This is a genomic window from Streptomyces hydrogenans (assembly GCF_014656075.1).
In the GTDB taxonomy this organism is placed as follows: domain Bacteria; phylum Actinomycetota; class Actinomycetes; order Streptomycetales; family Streptomycetaceae; genus Streptomyces; species Streptomyces hydrogenans.
The window spans coordinates 1-19,452 of sequence record NZ_BNBS01000108.1 but is presented as its reverse complement, the minus strand read 5'-3'; the positions used below and the strand labels follow the sequence as shown (position 1 = coordinate 19,452).

Here is a 19,452-nt window from a genome sequence, read left to right as displayed (position 1 = left end):
CGTGCGCTCTGACGGCAAATCATTCGGGCAGCCGGGGACGGATTGCCCGCCCTGCCACCTGCCGTGTGCTGTGGTCCGAGCCGCTTTAGCCCAAGGGGCCCGGCTGTCACGGCATCGACGCCGAGGGCTACGCCGAATTGGTGCAGTTGTGGACGTGCACTCCGCACTGCGGCCGCCGGCCGGCATTACTTGTGGTCCAGGCTGTGAAGCCTGATAGAGCGTCATATTGCCCAAGAACCACACGGACTATACGCCGATGCCTGGGGCCTGGCCAGACATTCACATGACGCCCGCGCAGGGGGTCCAGGCCCATTTTGACCTGCAGGGAGGTGCTCCGGCCGGTGTGATGCTGCCGATCCACTGGGGGACCTTCAACCTGGCTCCGCATCCGTGGGCGGAGCCGGGGGAGTGGACGAAGGACGCGGCCGAGGAAGTCGGCCAGGCTGTGGCATTCCCTCGTCCTGGTGAGCCGTTCGAGCCGGCGGGCAAGCTGCCCGCGGAGGCGTGGTGGCGTGGGGTGTTTCAGCCGATCGCTCGTCCGTGGCGCCGGCCGAAGCAGGCACAGATTCCTGTCGATGCGTCCGAGCGTGATCTCGACCTGGCGGGTGATCGGTGACGTCGGATGAGGATGAGGATGAGGATGAGCTGGGCCGGGTCGTGGCCCTACTGAGCCGTTTTCATCCTGTCTCTGTGGGGTGAAATGGCAGGTCAGCATGGATGTGTGACGAGGCGAGGCTCCTGGTCGTTGCGGTGGTGTTCTCTACGCACCACGCATCGTCCGAGGAGCCTCGCTTGGTCCCGTATCGTGCCACGGTCGACGTCCCGCATGAGCTGGTTGAGCCTGTTTCCTGGCTCATCTACGCACAAAGGTGTGAACGCGGTTCGCGGTGGCGGAAGCTGGGCTGCTTCCGGCAGGCCCTGCTCGCGCTGGTCCATCCGCGGAAGAACGAGCCGCTGCCCTCTCTGGCAGCCGGCTTCGGCGTCTCGACAGCCGCAGCCTGGCGCTACGTCAGCGAGACTCTCGACGTCCTCGCGGCGTGGACCTCGGGCTTGTACGAGGCCCTGACGGGCCTGGGCGAGGGTGACCACGTGATCGTCGACAGCCGCCCTGATCCCCATCGACCGCATCGCCGCCGACGAGCCGTACTACTCCATGAAACATCGCAAGCATGGGATGAGCGTGCAGGTCATCCCTATTCCGACTGCACACCGCTGCGGTTCTCCCGCGCAACACCGGGCCGCACCCACGATCTGACCGCGGCCCGCACCCATCGCATCATCCAGACCTGTGAGCGTCAGGGCATCCCGGTCCTCGCCGACCGCGCCTACCAGGGCGCCGGCCCCTGGGTCACCACCGGACTCAAACGACCACCGGGTGGCGAGCTCACCCTCACCCAGCGCCCCGCCAACCGGACTCTGGCCGCAGCCCGGGCACCAGTCGAACGCGGCATGGCACGGCTGAAGTCCTGGCAGATCTTCCGCAGATCCCGCATCAGCCCGAACCGCATGACCGTTATCACCAAAACCGTCCTCACCCTGGAGAGACAACGCTGAGAACGCTCAGTGTTCGGTTGGTCGGAGGGGAAGCCTTCAAGGTCCCCTCCGTCGATCCCTCCAAGAGGGTGTGACTCATGAGGGCCGACCGTACGCAAGTCGCCACGCTGACCAGCGCGTTCTTCTTTCCGAGCTGGCTAGATCGGCGCCATGGACAAGCCACTCCGGCATATGCCGATATCGACATCTAGTTCAAAAGTTCACTTTATCTCCGCCGAGTAGACGTGTTTGGTAACAGAGAGTTACAGCTGGAGATCAAGATCGGCCAAAGCTGGCCTACGCCATTGCCCTTCCCTGTCGAACGAGATTGGATCGTGACTACGGGTACCGAACTGGTGTCCGAAAGTTACCCCGCATGGGGTTTCCTTAGGGAGGGGAACGCATGGCAATCGCCAAGCGTATCGCGGCAGTCACTCTGGGAGTCAGCGCTCTGCTGGCCAGCGCTCCGGCGTTCGCGCTGTCCTCGACGACGGCCGGTTCGGACGCGTGGACCTCGAACACGTCCACGACGACCAACGGTCGCGCCAACGTCAAGGACACCAGCGCGGACAGCCGCTCGGCGTACGGTGAGTACGAGCGGAGGACCGACCCGGGTACGGTCAAGACGCTGTGGAACAAGAGCGGCTCGGGGACGACCGTCTCCTCCGACGGCGGCACGATCTACAAGATCCGGGCCTGCCGTCAGGAGCAGTGGGCGTCCAACACGTGCGGCGCCTGGGCCGCGTAACCAGTACAGAACAGCCGGCTGACTGAAGGCATCCGCCCGAGTCGGTCGCGCGGGGCCCGCCACTGAACCTGGCGGGCCCCACTACTTAGGGAAGGCGGTCCTCTCCGGTGGGGCGGGACATGACGAATTCGGGCCGGACACTTCAGAGAGAGGGCCCGTCCCTGACGGACGCTCCCCTTACAGTTACTGGGGTTTCGTACACGATTGGTGATCGTGTACTGCTGGCGGGACTGGATCTCACGGTCGAGTCTGGGACATCCGTGGCGATCACCGGGCCGAGCGGCAGCGGCAAGAGCACCCTGCTCATGTGCGCGCTTGGGCTGGTCCAGCAGGATGCCGGCATCATCACCGTTGCAGGTACGGATATAGGGAAGCTCTCGGCGAGAGGGCGGGCCCGCCACCGCCGCTCACATATGGGAGTGGTGTTCCAGTTCGGAGAGCTGCTGCCTGAACTGACGCCGACGGAGAACGTGGCGATCGCAGGACTCCTTGCCGGTCAAACGCGGAGGGCAGCTTTCAAGCGAGCCGAAGAACTGCTCCAAGACCTGCAGGTGCCCTTGTCGCAGACGAGTACGGGGCGTCTTTCTGGCGGAGAGCGGCAGCGTGTGGCTGTTGCTCGGGCGTTGATCAATCAGCCTGCGCTCCTTCTCGCGGATGAACCGACTGGAGCTTTGGACCACGCCACGCGCGATCAAGTGTGTGACCTCCTGTTCGGTCTCCCGCAACGCCACGGCTGTGCGCTTGTCGTTGTGACGCACGACGACAAGGTCGCCGGTCGCGCCGACCGCCGCCTCGAACTGCAGAATGGTGTCTTGGTGGACGCCACCGGGGGTGGCTCGAGTTGACTCAGAGCTCACTGGCGTCACAGCTGCTTCGCATCGGATGGGCTGCGGGAAAGGGAGCGCGAGAAGGACGCTTGCGATTCTTCGCGCTGATCGCGGCAGCTGCGCTCCTGACGACCTCTCTGTGTGCGATCGTCGTCGCGTCGGTCGTCTACGACGGGCGAGCAACCAAGGCTGCTGCCCGAAGCCCCCAGACTCTGGAAGGCAACCCGACAGAGCGTCCCGTAGCTCTGTGGGGATACACGTATGACACGGTTGATGATCTTCAGTACTCGGTAATCTTCATCGCCCCACTTGTCGATGATGCGCCCCTTCCTCCCGGTCTCACGCGATGGCCCGGCCCCGAAGAGGTCCTACTCTCGCCAGCCTTGGCGAAGGCCGGCGAGGCCGAGGGGATCAGCACCCGCTTCGGCAAGGTCGTCGGGCGGATCGGCCCGGAGGGGCTGGAGTCTCCGGGCGAACGTATTGCTTATGTGCGCCCCCCCGAGTCGCATCTGAGCGATTCTCGACTGTTCGAGATCGTCGGATACGGAAGCCCTGGCGGCGGCGGGATCGGCGAGCACACTCTCGTCACCCCCTTGTGGGTACTGCGCACTGCACTGGTGTCGCTCCTCGTATTGCCGGCAGTCGTTCTGATCGCTATCGCGGCCCGGCTGGGTGCCGCTGGGCGCGATCGGCGTACTGCGCTGCTTCAGGCCCTCGGGGGAAGCTGGACGGCGCGCGCAGTCATCAATCTGGGCGAGGCCGCTCTTCCGGTCGCGCTGGGCGCGATTGTCGGCCTCTTGCCATGGGGGCTGGCCATGCTGGCCGGCTATCGGATCCCTCTCACCGGTTTCATGATGCCCTCCGCGGATCTGCGTGGCGCCTGGTGGCGACTCTGTTTGGCAGCTCTTTTGGCCGTTCTCTGCGTCTTGGTGGCGGTCGTATTGCTACACAACGTGGGCCGAGCGAGGAGAAGGAAGAGCGGTGGACAGTCGGTCGTGCCGCGGCCGCGTAGTGAAAAGCTTCCTACGCTTAAGCTCGCGCTCTGTCCGCTATTCCTTCTCCTTGCCACCCGTGGACCAGATCTGTTTGCGGCCCAATCCCCCTTCTGGTTCATCATCATCTATACACTGGGCGTGATCGGCACTCTCGCAACGCTGCCGTCCGTTCTCTCAGTCGCAACGGCCGCTGTGGGGAGGGGGCTTGCAGGCATCGGTTCGAAGAGAGGAAGTTCCAGTGCTCTCGTAGCCGGTCGTTGGATGTCCGAACAGCCAGGCGTGACAGCGCGACTGGTGGCCGGCATCGTGATCGGAATTGGCCTGATGGGTCAGGTCCAGGTGCACTCCAGCCGAATTAGTGAACCGATGATCGCTGCCGAGGCAACCGTGAAACGCGTAGGCGGAAGTGTGCTTACGCTCAAAATGCCAGAGCAGTCTGCTCGCCTTTCGTCTTTCACCAACGAACTTCCGGACGGAATTTCCACGCTGGCACTGACACAGCCTGACGCTCAGGGGAACACCACGCTCCAGGCGCCGTGCGAGACGCTCACCAAGCTTCGCCTCGCTTGCGACGGCAGTGCCAAAATCACCCGCGCACAGCCGGATAAGAGGTTGTCGGAGTTGGCCAACTGGGGCAGCCCGAGCGGGGTGATCATTGTGAGGGATAAGGAGATCGAAGCCCGCACCGAGCCGCCGTCCCAGCAGCTGGTATTGATTTCTACGACCGGGGCGGATCTACCGCTGAACGCTGTGAAGTCATCCGCATACCGCGATTTGTCTCTGAGCCCGGGAGTGGGGACCTTGGGGTACTCCTGGTATGTTGGCGCCAAGGAACGCGCACAGACGGTCAACTGGGCAATCCTTCTCGGCCTCGTTGGGCTTGTCACTTTGGGTGTCGCAGCAGCGGTGAACAATGCGGGTGAGTTCCTCCGGTTCAGCCGAGCAGCCGCACCATTGACCGTCCTTACCGGGCAGCGGCGACTGTATGTCGCGATCGCCGGATGGACTATCGGTCTCCCCTTGCTGCTCGCGACATTCGTGGGGCTATTCGTAAACTACTGGCTTGTTTCACCCATGACTGTTCCGCTCATTGGTGCGCGTATCTCGGATTCCGGAATCCTGGCCATGGGGTTCGCGGGAGCTGCCCTGGCTGTGGGGAGTTGGATGGCTGGCTCGGTTCAGGCTGTCCATCAGGCTGGCCGGTGGAGTCCCGAGGCCGACTGACCTGCGTGCTGATGGTGAGGTCCCGGCTGATTGCCCGTTGTGTCGATCGACCGGGGCCTTGAGCCATCCATGGCAGGGTTGGTTGCCGTGAGCCGTGCTTGCCCTGGCCCGCCGGCGGTGTGGTGAAACTCGACACCGCGAGCTCTTTCCAAGCTGGCGGTGATGACCGCGAGTTAGACGGGCCTGCGCAACGGCGAAGCTCCTGGTAGACGGGTTCTCGACCAAGATCACCCGTGTTTGCCAGGAGCTTCGCGTGCTTGTCCACCCGTCGGCGATTGATCTGTCCGGCCGCACTCTGCGGTTCCTGACCGGGCGGCTGAAGGCCAGGCGGCTGGAGATCGGTACGCGTTGGCGGCGCCTTCCTGCCTCGCGCCAGGCCATGCTCGCCCTGGCTCACCTGCGATGTGGTGACACCTACGCCCAGCTGGCCGCCGGGTTCGGCGTCGGGATCGCGACCGTCTACCGCTACATACGCGAAGCCGTCGAGGCCCTGGCAAGCCTTGCCCCGTCCCTGGCCGAGGCGATGCTGACGATCCGGGAGAAGGCGTTCGTCATCCTCGACGGCACCCTGCTGCCGATCGACCGCATCGCCGCCGACACCCCCTAACTCCGGGAAGCACAAGCGCCACGGCATGAACGTGCAGGTCCTCACCGATCCGTTCGGACGGCTGCTCTGGGTCTCGCCGGCTCTGCCCGGCTCGACTCACGACCTGACCGCCGCGCGACACCACGGGATCATCGAAGTTCTCACCGAAGCAGGTCTCAGGTGCTGGGCGGACAAGGCGTACCAAGGCGCTGGCAACCCCGTCCGCGTACCGTTTCGGGGCCGGCGCCTCAAACGGTGGAAGCGCCGCCACAACACCACCCACGCCAAGATCCGCTGCCTCGGCGAGCAGGCCATGGCCACCCTCAAAGGGTGGCGCCTCCTACGGAAGCTCCGCTGCAGCACCAACCACATCACAGCGATCGTCCAGGCCGTCCTTGTCCTTCACCACGCGTCAGCGTGAGGTTGGAAAAGGCTCCGTATATGGACGAGAGTGAGCGGATCCTGCTGGTAACAGTCGAGCGTGCGCCGACGGGTATTGCGGGCCTGGCGGTGTTCATGCAGCGGCCAGGCGACCTGCTCGACGAGCTCATGTGAAATGTCAAGCGTGGCAGGACACTGAAGCCTTCAGGGCCGCTTCGGTCGTCGGCGTGATGAGTGGAATCACCACGCCGACGACGAGGATCCCTGCCTCGCCACCACCGCCGCTGAACAGCCTCTTTTACCCGCCGGCACATGGATGAAAGAGGTTCAGTGAGTATCATGCGACGCTGGGGACGAAATGGGGTCAGTGCGCTTCTCGCCACCCTTGATCAGCAGGTTCAGATGGAGTCCTCAGGGAACCCCAGATGGCAGCCGCCTTGCTCGAATACCCTCCAGGACTCCGCAGAGCCGGAGCAGTCCGGAAAGATCTCCACTCGGAAATAAGGCTGCCACTCCACCGCGAGGCTTCCCGCCTGCCCGAGAGTAACGTCGTGCACAGTCGGCTGGAGCTGTCCGAGGATCTTGTTCAACGTCGCAGCGCGCGCGTCGTAGACGGTCTCGAACCTGTCGAAGGCGTCTATGTTCGGTCTCTGTCGCGCGTATCGCATGTCTCGCGACCCGAGGATCAGGGTCTCTTCCTGCAAGACCCGGAACGGGCACTGGACGTGAATGCCGATGGTTGCCCCTTGAGGGCCCTGGAGTTCGACGACGGCCATGTCGGCTGCCCGGCCGACGGATCGAACCGTCGCGCCCATCAGCAGCTGTCTGATCTTGCTATCGCGGTTGTCAGCAGCCACCGAAAAGTCCTTTGCCCTCTTCCACGATTCGATGGTAGCCGTACTTCTGCCCTGTGATGCGGTCGTGCAGAGACCGTCGCTCCGCTGGCGTGATCTCGCGGCCGATGCTTCGCTCGATCTCTCGCAAGGCGTCCCTGAACTCCTTGTTCTCCGCCTGGTTGCCTCGTGGTGAGTGGTTTCCGTCGTCGTCGAGGTCACCCGCGTCCCAGCTCTTCTTGAGCTCCTCCAGCCCCTTCTCCCAGTCGAAGGGGTCGGCGTTGTGTACCAGTACTGGAGTCGTGCCCGCCAGCACGTAGTAGGTGTGAATCTCTTCGACCGTGAGGTCATACGTGCGCTGGCGCTTTTCGTACGACCGCGTCCGTTCGACCGTGGCCATGCCGCCGTCCGGCGTCCGCAAGGTTGTGCCGGGGGTCAGCGAGCCGGCCTTGACCCAGGCATGGTCGAGGAGTGACCAGAAGGGGTGGGTCGTGGTGGTGGTGAGGACTTCGCCGGCAGGGGCCTTTTCTCCGGCGATGGTGAGGTCGACGAAGTCCTTGTCGTCCTCGGTCAGGATGGTGGCGACGACCTTGCGTGTGCTCGTCCGGCCAGTCTCGGGATCAGTGACCATGATCAGGTCACCGACCTCGATGTCTTCGATCGCCTTTGTCGTGCCGTCGGCCATCAGAACCCGGGTACCGGGGGTGAAGCTGTGGCTCGCTTGGGAGACAAGGCACTTGATGGGGGCCATGTCCCCCTTCTTCAGGCCCGCCTTGATGGCCTTGCCGACGACCTTCACGCCCTTGCCGAGCAGGCCGGTACCGATGCTGATGGACGCGTCGATGGCTGCGGCCTTGCAGGCTCCGGAGTTGCCCTGATAGCAGCCGACATAGTCGTCGACACCGAGGATCTCAAGGATTCCGGGGCCGTCGGTGGGTCCGAACCACCCCAGTTTCGCGATGGCCTGGCAGAAATTGGAGCCGGCCTGGGCCAGGCCCCCACAGTGCATGGCGCGTGCCCAGCGCTGCAGGTTGCTCTCGTAGGAGATGCGGTCGGAGTAGTACGGGAAGACTTCGGCCAGCTCTGTCTGGGTCGGGATGTAGACGCCTTGGATGGTGATCGAGTCGTTCTTGGCCACGATCACGATCGGTTTCTGGCCGTAGGTTTGGGTCCGCTTCTTGCCGTAGGTGCCGGACCGCTTTGCCTCTTCAGCCATGACCGCAGCCGTCTGGTTGCAGCTTGTGGCCGACGTGGGGCAGTTGTTGGAGGTGCCGTCGATGACCCCGTCTGTGTCGCCAGGCACGCCGGCACAGATTCCGTCGGGGCCGCCGCCGGGTGATCCGTGGATGCACCTGAGGCCGTCGGGGTCGCTGTAGGTGAGCGGGCTGTTGTTGGCGTAGGCGTAGCCGTTGAGGGATTGCGGGTCGGTGGGCGCCAGGAGGGGGTCGACCGAGATGAAGCGGCCGAGTGCCGGGTCGTACTCGCGGGCGCCGAGGTGTTGGAGTCCCGTGGAGGAGGAGTCGTCCTCGCCCCCGACGAAGCCCTGCGCGCCGGGCCAGGTGGCCGGGGCAGTGCCGCGGACTCCTCCGAAGGGGAGGGGGCGGCGCTGGGTGAGCTGTTGGTTGGCGGCCTTGATCGAGAGTTCCCCGGTGCCGAGGTGGTCGGCGAGGGTGAACGAGACCGATCTGTCGTCCTCGATGACGGCCTGGTGGCCTTCGCCGAGGTCGGCGACGCGGGTGACCTTGGCTGTCGTGGCGCCCTTGGCCAGGGTGACGCGGGAGGCGCCGAGGTAGAGCGTGGTCTCCTTGGCGGTCCGTGCGATCAGCCGGTTGCCATCGGCGTCGTACAGGTACTCGGTGACGTCGTCCGGCGCGCCCTCGACGGGTTTGGTGACCTTGGCGAGTCGGCCTTCGGGGTCCCAGGTCAGTCGTTGTGTGGTGCCGGCGATGGTCCGGTGCTCGGTGTTGCCGAGCGCGTCGTAGCCGTAGGTGTCCTGGGCTGTCCCTCCGGGTCCGGTCTGGTTGACGGCCGTGACGGCGTGGGGCCGGGGCGCGCCCGGGGAAGGGTAGGTGTAGGTGCGCTTCGTGTCCTTCGCGGTGTTGCCGGTGAGGTCGTGGATGGTCTCGCCGGTCCGGTTGCCGGTCGCGTCGTAGGTGTACGAGTGCCAGTAGGGTGCCGGTCCGCCGACGGTCGTGCCGCTGGGCTCCGTGGCGCAGGTGGCGACGGGCTGCGTCCATGCCGTGGTGAGGCGGCGTAGGTGGTCGTAGGTGAAGCACTGGTTGTCGGTGCCGGAGCGTGAGATGTCCGAGACGGCCAGGATGTTGCCCGCCTGGTCGTAGCGGTACGTGTCGTGGCGGTCGACGCCCGGCACGTCCTGGCGGTCGACGCGGGCGGTGGCCAGGCGCTGGGTGCCCCACTCGTAGGTGTTGGTGGCCCAGATCTTCTTGCTGCCGTTGTGGGAGAACTCGTGCTGGAGCGGCTTGCCGGTGAGGCTGTAGGTGGTGGTGGCGGCGAGGCCCTGGCTGCCGCTGACGGCGATAGGGCGGAGGGTCTGTGCCTCGTAGGTGAAGGCGAGGGCCATGGCGGGCTGGCTGCCTGCTGCCGGGAATCCGACCGCGCTGAGGGTGCCGTCGCCGTTGTAGCTGGTCGTCGACGTGTAGGTGCCGTCGAGGGCATCGTCCTCGTTGGCGGGAACGGTCACGGAGGACCGGGTCACGCGGTAGAGCCGGTCGTAGGCGACGACCTTGCTGGTGTAGGCGTTGGTTCCGACGTAACGGGTGGATTCCGCGATGTGACCTTTGGCGCCGCTGACGGTGTCGTAGGTCCACTTGGCGCGCAGGGTGCCTGTGGCGTTGTTCTCGCGGAGTTCGGTGCGGCGTCCGAGCCCGTCGTATGCGTAATACAGGTTGGTCGGGCCCGCATCAGCGGCTGTGACCAGCTGTCCTCTGTCGTCGTAGTGCCTGGTTCCGCTGCCCTTGTCGGGGTCGGTGGTCGCGGTGAGTCTGCCCAGGAGGTCGTAGGTGTAGGTCCATGCGTTCCCGGCCTCGTCGGTGAGCTTGGCGAGCTCACCGCGAGGGGTGTACGCGTAGCGGGTGGTGTCGTGCGGGGCTGTGGCCGAGCGGGCGTGGTGCTGCCACAGCTGTGTGGTCCGGCCGCGGGCGTCGGTGACCGTGGTGGTCGCGGTGCCGCCCTCGGGTGGGATGATCGTGGTGCGGTCGCCGCCGTACTGCGTTCGTGTCGTGCCCAGCGGGGTACCGCCATCTCCGTTGCCGGCGATGTGCTCGGTGCTCACCGGTCGGCCCAGGCCGTCGTACGTGGTGCGTGACTGGGTCTCGACGGACAGAGCGTCAGTCGGCCTGAACACGTTCGGCTCGGGCGCGCCTTCGGTGTAGTACGTGTCGAAGGTCTTGGTGGGCAGTCCGCGCTCGTCGTAGAAGACGTCGGTGATCAGCCGTCCGCCCTGCGGGCCGGGCTCCTGTGTCTGGCGCTTGCGCAGGTATCCGTCGTAGAGCGCGTACGTGGCGATCTGCCCGCCGCCGGGGCCGATGCCCTTGGTGACGACGGCTACCGGCTTGTTCTCCTCGACGAGATAGGTGAATTCGTAGCTGGGCGCCAGGGTGGTGGCGCGATCCGGCAGCCAGACCTTGGATGAGCGACCGAGGGCGTCGTGGGTGAAGGTGGTGACCTTCCCGTTGGCGTCGGTCTGGGTCAGCGGCAGACCGCGGAGCGGATCGTGGGTGGTGGTGTTGACGAGGGCCGTGGTGGCGTCCCCGGCTTTGGCCGGGGGTGTGGTGGCCACGGTCTTGGTGACGAAACCGGTGGCCGGTGTTCGGCTGGTGGTGGTCGTGCGACCGCCCGTCCGCGGTGTGCGGATCGGGTTTCCGGTGCCGGTCACGGTGACGTCCGCCGTCAGATCGGTCGAGGTCAGTGCCCGGCCGTAAGCGTCGAACGTGGCGCCGGATTCGAGATACCGGGCCGTGGTGCCGTCATGCGACTTGAGCAGGGCGGTCGCCGTGACGTCGCCCTTGGTCGGCGCGGCACCGTAGGCGCCTGCGTCATAGGCGGTCCGGATGTCGGAGATGACGTCCTTGGAGCGGTCGATGGGCTCGCCGCAGCCCTTGGTGACGGTCTCGACCCGGGACGGGAGGTTGAGGATGTTCTTGGTGGTGTTGGTGGCGTAGTCGGTGACGGTGCACTGATCGTCGGCCGGCGTGGAGTCGTCACCGGCGTCGTCCACCTGAGTGACGCGGCCTGTCAGGGTGTCGTAGGTGGTGGCGACCGAGGTGGTGCGCCACTCGGTTCCTGCGCCGTCGTCGAGGGATGTCCAGGCCCTGGTATGGGAGGTACCGGTGATGTTCGCCGAGATGCTGCCCCATGTGCGGACCTTCTTCGCGGTCTCGTGACGCCACGGCCGGCTGACGGACTTGGCGAGTACCTTGCCTCCGTTGCCGGAGTAGGTGACCGTCTTGTAGGCGGTGCCGGCGAAGGCCTCGTGGTCGAGGATGGCCGCGCCTTCGCCCGTCTCCAGGGGGATGGTGACGCTCTTGGTGCCTCCGGAGGGGGCTGCCCTGTCTCCGTCCATGCCCCGCAGGAAGTACGAGTCTGCCTGTGACTTCATCGCGGCGTCGCCGCCCTGGCCACCGGTCTTCACCCGGACCTGGCCGTAGCCGCGCCACTGGGCCCAGGTCTTGTGCTTCTCCTTGGTCAGGCCGTCGTCATCGTCGTAGTGCCAGGCCGCGGGGCCGAGGTAGGTGTAGCGGGTGACCTGGTCGGGTGCGCCGCCGGTGCGGTCGGTGGTGGTGACGGTGTCGACCACGTACTTGTTGAACCAGTGGAGTTCGGGGTCTTCGGTGGGGCTGCCGCCGAGGTACTGGGGGAAGCAGCGGGTGGTGTTGGTCTGCGGGGTCGGCAGGTTCGCGGCATCACAGGCGGAAGCTGAGTAGTTCACGTCCGTCTGGCCGCCGTACTCGTCGGCGATGGTGGACAGGCGCTCCTTGATGAAGGGGGCGTATCCGTCTCCGGTCTTGTCGAGCCGGTTGGGTAGCTGTGTGTAGCCGAAGGTGGTACTCGGCAGGGTGATGGTGGGTGTGGTGACGGGGCCCGTGTGGCCGGTGTGCTGGATGGAGTCGAGGAGGAGCTGGTAGTTGACGTCGGCCGTGCCCCAGCGGTGGTTCAGCTTCCAGGAGTCGACGGTGGTGTAGCCGGTGCCGTTGAGGACCTGGGTGGTGATGCCGGTGAGGCGCTTGCGTGTCCAGAAGGAGGGAGTGAGACGGCCTTCGTCGCAGTCCATTCCTTCATCGCAGTTGAGGTCCCATGGCGTGTCGTACCAGTAGGCCGCGTCGGTGGAGATGGACGGGCAGGTGGTCTGGGAGTCCGGCAGGCATCGCTCGTCTGAGGCGAAGGAGACCTTCGCGAGGGCCTTGGCCGTGTAGGGGGTGGCGGCGGGCAGGCCGTACTCGATGTCGGTGAGGTGGCCGCCGCGGGTGTAGCGGGTGTCGTCGGCGGCCTTCAGGTTGCGGCCGTAGGAGTTCTTCTCCTGGGTGTAGTAGTAGGCGATGGCGCTGTCGCGGGGGTCGATGATGTAGTCGAGGTTCCAGCGCCAGGCCTGGGTGCACCAGGAGGCTGCGTAGGTGGAGGCGTGGCAGGGTTCGCCTGCGTCGTCGCCGTAGACGGGGACGGTCCAGGTCGAGTTGGTGGTGCGCTGTCCGGTGGTCCAGCCGTCGAGGCGGTGGTATCCGAAGTAGTAACGGACACCGTCGGGGTCGGTGAGCTCCCAGTATTCGTTGTCGTCGTCGCCGTTGGCGCGGGCCGTCGAGGTCAGGCGCTTGATGCGGGTCCCGTCGTCGGTGCGGAGTCTGAACTCGTTGTCGCTGACGGGGACGAGTTCGCCGCCCTTGCCGTTGAAGCTGATGAACGCGTTGTCATACGCCCAGCAGAGGTCGCCGGGCTTGTTGCCGTCGGCGTTCTCTACTCCGTCGTCGGCGCAAGGTTTGTAGCGGCGTTCGATGTAGCCGGGCCACAGGTCGAAGCCGGCGCCGGCCCAGGAGCTCTGGTTGTTGGTTTCGCCGGTGCGGCCGTCCATGGCGGCGGAGGAGTAGCCGAGGCCGAGGGAGGGCTTGAGGCCGCCGGGTACGTCAGGGACGGGAAGGGCATAGGACCAGGTGAAGTCGCCGGTGTTGAGGTTGGTCTGCCAGGTGGCGGAGGGGGTGAGACTGGATGCCTGGTAGCTGCCGCTCATGGCTTTGTCGTCGGCTACGGCGGCCAGGACTGTCGTCTGGGTCTGTCCGATGTTCAGTGCCGGCGCTGTGAGGGTTGATGTCTCGGTGTCGTTGACCGTCTCGACAGGCTTCTGGGTGCGGCACTGCGTCTTGTTCGGTGTGGTTAGGGCGCAGGCGGGGAGTTCGACGAGGGTGAGTCGGGAGGCGTAGGCGCCACCGTAGGCGCCGGCGAACCCGGAGTAGTCGATCCGGGTTCCGATGGTCTGGCTGGTGGTGCTTGCGGGTTTGTCGGTGCGCTTGAGGGTGATGACGAGGCCGTCCACGCCGGCTGCCTGGGACTCGGTGCGGTCCAGGACGCGTGCGGTGATCTCGGCGCCCGTCCCGGTCAGGGCCAGGGGAAGGGTGCCGGCGTCGACCGGGGGGTTGTAGGTCCGTTGGGCGGATCGTGCTGCGGGTGGGGCGGTGTCCGGCAGTGTCACCACGGCGGTGCCGGGCTTGGGCCATGTGGCGCGGGGCGCCTGCTGAGGTGTGTGAGGGTGGGTTGGGCGGGGTCGGGGTTTCACGGGGGCTGCTGTGCCGGGGTGGGGCTGTTCCGATGCCGGGAGCGCGGGGCGGCCGCGGCCGTCATCAAGGGCCATCGCGACTCCGGCGGTGCCGGTGCCGGTGAGGAGCGACCCCAGGGTGATCAGGGCTGTGGCCAGAGCGGTCCGTTGCCACCATGGGCGACTGCGCCGGTGCGGTCTGCCGTTCATCTCATCCTTCGTTCGCGGCTGTGGGCACGGGGGTGCCGCTGCGGGTATGGGGAGAAAAGACGTGATCCGGGTGGTGCGGTGGCGGGCCGCCGGGAGTGTGGGTTCCCGGCGGCCCTTCGTCAGCCGAGGGGGGCGGTGGTGGGCATTCCTGGCTGGCCGAGCGCGAGATATGCGACCTGGGTGTCGCTGAGGCTGCCCTGGAAGGTCCACAGGTCGGAGACGAGGCCGGACCAGGGACGGTCCGTGCCGGTCTTGGCCCGTCCGACCCATAGAGGTTCGACGGCCTTGTAGGTGAGGGTGTTCTCCGCCCAGGAGACGCTCACCGTGCAGTGGGGGTCGTCGGGTGTGCCGTCGGCGTCGTCGTCCGCGCAGGTCGTCTGTTCCAGTTCGCCGTTGACGTAGAGGGAGAGACGGCGTGCGAATCCGTCGTAGACGACGGCCAGGTGGGTCCAGTCCGTGCCGAAGAACTGGCGGTTGGCGACGACGGTCTGTTCGGCGGTGGTCCCGTCCGAGTTTGCGGTGATGATCTGCCAGCTGTGGGCGCCGCTTCCGCCTGGTGCGGGGAGGTAGCGCACGGTGAGAGCATCGCGCCGGCTGCCAGGAATACTGAGTACGGTTGTCGGTGCGGTCGGGGCTGCTGTGGCCTGGAACCAGCCCGCTGCGCTGAAGCTGAAGCTCGTGTCCACGGGGGTGGTGGCCGAGATTGCGTAGTCGTCGATTCCGTCGAGGGCCAGTCCGCCGTCCACCCAGCCGGCCGTGGTCTTCGCCCCGTTCTTCAGGGTGAACGGGTTGGCGGTTCCGAGGGCGTTCGGGGTGGATGTGGTGGTGCCCTGGCCTTCCTCGAACTTCCACCGGCCGGTGACGGTCGGGTGCTGTTTGAAGAGCTGGCGGACCTCGTCGCCAGAGACCGCCCGGTCGTACAGGCGGACGGTGTCGAGTTCACCCCTGAGGTGGTTGAGGGTGCCCGTCGTGGTGGGGAGGGCTCCTAGGGTCACTGGGCCTGTGGCTGCCCAGGGCGTGGTGAAGGGCTGGGTGTCGGCCAGGGCCCCGTTGATGTAGAGCCGCATCTCGGAGGTGTCGTAGTCGTTGACGGCTACGAGATGGGTCCAGGATCCGATGCAGCTGGCTGTGTCGGGGCAGCCTGACTGGGTGGCTCTGGTGACGGGGGCGCCGGCCTGGTCGCTGTGGTGTCGGCTGAAGACCCAGCCGCCCCAGGCGGAGGAGTGGTAGAGCTCGAAGCCGCGTCCTGTCTGGCCGCTCTGGGCGACGGCGACCATGGTGCGGTCTTCCTTGTCCTTGGGCAGTTTGACCCAGGCGGACACGGCGAAGCTCTGGAAGGTGTCGAGTACCGGTTGACCGGCGGTGGCGTAGTCGTCGGCTCCGTCCAGTTTGAGCGCTCGGCCTGCGATACCCGGTCCTCCTGCGACCGCACCGCCCTTGAGGTCGGCGTCAACCTGCTGGGCCGCACCGATGGCCTCGGTCGCGTCGATGGTTTCGTCCAGCGGCCAGATCAGCTTGGCCGGGCGCCCGGTGTTCACGGGCTGCTTGGCTGCGAGGCGGCCGACCTGGGCGTCGCTCAGCGGGTAGTCGAAGAGCTGGACGTCGTCGAGGGCACCTGCGAAGAAGCTATTGGGGGAACCCGCGACGGAGGTGGCGCCGATCAGGGTGCGGCCCCGTGCGTCCCAAGGACCGTCGAAGGGCGCCGTTCCCACCAGCTTGCCGTCGACGTACAGCTTCATGGTCTTCGGTGCGTTCTCGAAGACGCCCGTCACATGGGTCCACGTGTTCATGCGGGCAGCGACACATTGCGTGTCGGTGGCGGCGCAGGCTGGCTGCAGCGCCTGGGCCGCGGCGGGGTAGGGAGTGTCGGTCTCGTGCCGGACGAAGACCCAGCCGTGGCGGGAGGGTGAGAAGTAGAGCTCGAACGCGGAGCGGTTCAAGCCGGTCTGGGCCACGGCGACCGAGCCGAATTCCGGTCGCACCGAGGTCGGTTTCGCCCAGACGGACACGGAGAAGCTCTTCGCCGTGTTCAGCACGGGCGCGTCGCTGGCCGCGTAGTCGTCGGTGCCGTCCAGTTCCAGGGCGGTTCCTGAGGATCCTGGAGCGCCGGGCTTGGCTCCGCCGTACAACGTGGCGGGCCAGTCTCCTCCGCGGCCTACGGCTTTGGTGGCTCCGGAGGTTTCGTCGAGGGGCCAGGACAGTCGGTCGGGCTGGCCGGAGCGTACGCGGAACTGGAAGGTGCGGATCTCGCTGCCGTTGCCTGCGGAGTCGAATGCCTGAGCGGTGATGAAGTTGACGCCGGGCTTGGTCGGCATCGTCTTCACCGTTCGGGCAGCGCCCCCGGTCGTGGTCATGCTGAGCTTGGCAGAGGGGTCACCGTTGATCCCGTACCAGTACTTCACGACATCGCCCGACGGCGAGTCCATACTGAAGGAGCCGTATCGGCCGACTCCGTCCACCCAGGGGTCGTTCGGATCCTCCGGGTTCGACTCCGGGTAATGGGGCGAAGAAATGACGGGTCCGGCGGGGACGGTCGCGTCATAGAGCATGGAGCAGGTGGTGGCCGAGCCAGCCGAGGACCAGGGCGACCACTGCGCTCCGTCCCATGACCTCGCTGACCAGCCGATAGTCCTGTTCTGCGGGATGTTCGACGGCATCGTGACGGTGAAGGAGGAGCCGGAGGCCTTGGCAGTGGTCCTGGCCGAGGTCCAGCGGGTGATGAATCCCTTGCCGTCACCCGAGTCCCATGCCGCATTGAACTGCGCGGACACCGGATCCTTGTCGGGGTCGGTGACACCGTTCGCGGTCAGTTTCGGGACGGAGCGGACCCGCTTGGGCGTGCTGGGCGATCCACAGGCGCCGCCGGGATCCTGAGTCAGCTGGGACGTCTTGATCTGGGCGGGCGGCCGGTTGTACTGCACGCGAAGATACGCGTCGTCGGAGAACCTCTTCCAGGCGTAAGGATCACTCTCGCTCGCCGCCTTCAAACCGAAGGTGATGCTCGACGCGCCGCTGTTCGCAGCCTGTTGCACCGCGTTCTTCACGTCGAACTCGGCGTCCCTGTCACCGCAGCCCTCGTACCCGTACGAGAAGGAGGGGTTGGCCAGTCTCTGGATCCAGAAGTCATCGTTGTCCTGGGAGCTCCAGGTCGTGGACGTGGAGATCCCCTTCGTCTTCCACAGCTCGACTGTCCGCGGAGAGCAGGACGCCGACCAGGTGTTGCGGACCACGAACTCCGCGGAGAGCACTGTCTTGCCTGCGAACGTCGAGGTGGGCAGCTGGTAGAAGAGGCGCTTAGTGTCGTGCGGCATGCAGTACGCCCAGCCGCAGTAACCCATGCCCGCGTCGGCTTCGCCGTTGAATTTCCACTGGGGCGAGGAGGCCCAGTATTTCGAGGCCATCGTCCACGCGGTGGCCTTCGGCGAGGACCACTGGGGATCAATGAAGACCGGGTACTCGGTGTCGGGACCGGTGAGGACCTCTGGGTCCGTTGTGAGAAGGAGCTCGTCGCCTCCGGCCGCCAACTGAACGTCCAGCGGGGCGAGGCGGCCGGACTCCGCCGCGCCGGGCTCGGCGTTCGTCTGCAGGTTCTCCGCGGACGCTTCACCTTCCACGGCGGTGCGTGCAGCTGCCGTAGTAGCCGGCTGTGCGGGACCGTCGCTGGAATCCCACATCAGAGGCATGGGGGCATCGAAGACCGTGCCACCCGACCCTGCGTCAATGGCACGCAGTCCACCCTGTTCGGTCTCCTGCACAGCCATGCCCTCGGCGGCAAGCCCCATCCGCAGCGTCTGCAGTGCCGGATTCCGGGCTCCCTCTGCCGATTTCACGACCAGGAGTTGGGTGAAGCCTTCGGGCTGTGCCGTCAGCCGGAGGTCGACGTCCGGCAGCAAGTTCACGTATGTGGCGGTGTCACCGTGCAGTTCAGGAGCTGGCACCTGACCGGGCCAGGAGAGCTCAAGTGTCCGACCGGAGCGTTCCAGGCGCACCAGTGGCCCATCGCCACCCGACGAGAACTCCAGGCCCACTGTCGTGGCCCGGGGGGAAACCGGCTTTCCGTCGTTAGCTGTCAGGGTGGTATCGACATCCTGCCACTGCCCCCGGGTCCTGGTCCTGACAGGCCGCAGGTGCTCACGCACCTCCAGGGCTCCCTCAGGCGTGGCAAAAACCTCACGGCTCTCACCACGCAGGGAGAGTATCTCCACCTTCTCGCCGGTGCGGCGCGCCAGCTCAAGAGCCGCTTCCTCGGTGAGCGGAACCGCATCAGGCGGTAGCGCCGTTGCTGTGTCGGCGGCCGGCAAACCCCTGCCCAGCGCCATGGCCTGCGATGCCGCCGCACCTACGGGTGCCAGCCCGGCGATCACGACGGCCAACGCGATCCATACGCCTCCTCGCCTGCCTCGTCTGCGCGTTCGTCTGTGGTCCAGCCGATCCATCCCGCCCCCTCCGCTTTGGCGATCACCACATGATCGCCAAAGGAAATTAGAGAAAGGCAGCCCTGGAACTCCACAGTCATTATCTGTGCTAAATTGCGCCAAAAGTAGTCATATTGCTCAACATGGAGCATGACTTCAATCACTCACATTATGGATTGGGTAATTCCCGGTAAAATTCTCGCAGATTTAAATGAACCGGGAGAGGGTGCCGAGCAAGGGCCTCGCGACTTGCAAGGTAGAAATTGCAGGATCGCGGAAGGTCGAAAAAGGATGGTCTGCTTGTCCGGGTCCCTCCTCCCGTCTCGACGCCCGATCCTTCTCGTTCGACTGTCCGGAGGAGCAGCTCCCGATCCTGTCGGGCATCGACAAAGCGGAGCGGAGATCTGCACCCAGCCACAGGCCGGCAACACCGTCAGTGATCAGACCCGTGCCGTGGTGCCGTAGGCGCTCCGGCGGGTGCGATGCTGTCGATCCACTGGACTTTCAACCTGGCTCCGCATGCGTGGGCGGAGCCGGGGGGTGGACGAAGGATGCGGCGGAGGGGGCGGGATAGGCGGTGGCGTTCCCGCGTCCCGGTGAGCCGTTCGAGCCGGCGGGGAAGCTGCCTGCGGATGCTTGGTGGCGTGGGGTGTCTCAGCCGATCGCTCGTCCGTGGCGCCGGCCGAAGCGGGCGCCGAGTCCTGCTGAGGTGTCCGAGCGTGATCTCGACCTGGCGGGTGATCGGTGACGTCGGGCGAGGACGAGCTGGGCAGGGTCGTGGCCCTGCTGGCTCGGCTCTTGCGAGGAACGTGATCGTGTGGTCCGTATGAGCCGACGGGCCGTTGAGCCTCTGTTGACTCCAAGAATCAAGAACGGCTTTTGGCCGGGTCTGCCGCACGATCGGGTGACATCTGAACTGGCTTGCCTTGCAGGGCAGGTG

General features: G+C 66.0%; 8 protein-coding genes and 4 pseudogenes. 7 read left to right on the top strand and 5 right to left on the bottom strand.

Annotated features, from left to right (window positions below):
* Nucleotides 1-268 precede the first annotated feature (268 nt).
* From IE321_RS32040 to IE321_RS32015, 6 genes and pseudogenes are all read left to right on the top strand, one after another.
* Nucleotides 269-616, top strand: a pseudogene (locus IE321_RS32040) (MBL fold metallo-hydrolase); the annotation flags it as partial.
* Between the two features lie 176 nt (nt 617-792).
* Nucleotides 793-1,554: a transposase family protein gene (locus IE321_RS32035; protein ID WP_350813834.1), complete on the top strand. Its 762-nt coding sequence runs from the start codon at nt 793-795 to the stop codon at nt 1,552-1,554.
* A 382-nt stretch (nt 1,555-1,936) separates the two neighbouring features.
* Complete coding sequence (locus tag IE321_RS32030; protein WP_190225461.1) at nt 1,937-2,281, top strand: hypothetical protein; 345 nt, start codon at nt 1,937-1,939, stop codon at nt 2,279-2,281.
* A 119-nt stretch (nt 2,282-2,400) separates the two neighbouring features.
* Nucleotides 2,401-3,126: an ABC transporter ATP-binding protein gene (locus IE321_RS32025; RefSeq protein ID WP_190225460.1), complete on the top strand. Its 726-nt coding sequence runs from the start codon at nt 2,401-2,403 to the stop codon at nt 3,124-3,126.
* A 71-nt stretch (nt 3,127-3,197) separates the two neighbouring features.
* On the top strand, nt 3,198-5,327 hold the full coding sequence (locus IE321_RS32020; RefSeq protein ID WP_190225459.1) for a hypothetical protein: 2,130 nt from the start codon (nt 3,198-3,200) through the stop codon (nt 5,325-5,327).
* Nucleotides 5,328-5,580: 253 nt separating this feature from the next.
* A pseudogene (locus tag IE321_RS32015) lies at nt 5,581-6,334 on the top strand (transposase family protein).
* 14 nt (nt 6,335-6,348) lie between these two features.
* Here IE321_RS32015 and IE321_RS42340 read toward each other — a convergent pair.
* The 5 genes and pseudogenes from IE321_RS42340 to IE321_RS31995 form a co-directional block, all read right to left on the bottom strand.
* Nucleotides 6,349-6,541: pseudogene (locus IE321_RS42340) on the bottom strand (IS5/IS1182 family transposase); the annotation flags it as partial.
* 151 nt (nt 6,542-6,692) lie between these two features.
* Nucleotides 6,693-7,151, bottom strand: coding sequence for a hypothetical protein (locus IE321_RS32010; protein ID WP_190225458.1), 459 nt, complete (start codon nt 7,149-7,151; stop codon nt 6,693-6,695).
* Nucleotides 7,141-13,983, bottom strand: coding sequence for a polymorphic toxin-type HINT domain-containing protein (locus IE321_RS42920; RefSeq protein WP_190225464.1), 6,843 nt, complete (start codon nt 13,981-13,983; stop codon nt 7,141-7,143). Before IE321_RS42920 ends, IE321_RS32010 begins: the two co-directional genes overlap by 11 nt.
* Nucleotides 13,984-14,216: 233 nt before the next feature.
* Nucleotides 14,217-18,461: a LamG-like jellyroll fold domain-containing protein gene (locus tag IE321_RS32000; protein ID WP_308076792.1), complete on the bottom strand. Its 4,245-nt coding sequence runs from the start codon at nt 18,459-18,461 to the stop codon at nt 14,217-14,219.
* A complete protein-coding gene (locus IE321_RS31995) occupies nt 18,458-18,676 on the bottom strand; it encodes a hypothetical protein (RefSeq protein WP_190225465.1) in 219 nt (72 codons plus the stop codon). The genes IE321_RS32000 and IE321_RS31995 overlap by 4 nt, the downstream gene beginning before the upstream one ends.
* A 300-nt stretch (nt 18,677-18,976) precedes the next feature.
* Between IE321_RS31995 and IE321_RS42330 the strand changes: the two are divergent.
* Nucleotides 18,977-19,260: pseudogene (locus IE321_RS42330) on the top strand (MBL fold metallo-hydrolase); the annotation flags it as partial.
* Nucleotides 19,261-19,452: the final 192 nt, after the last annotated feature.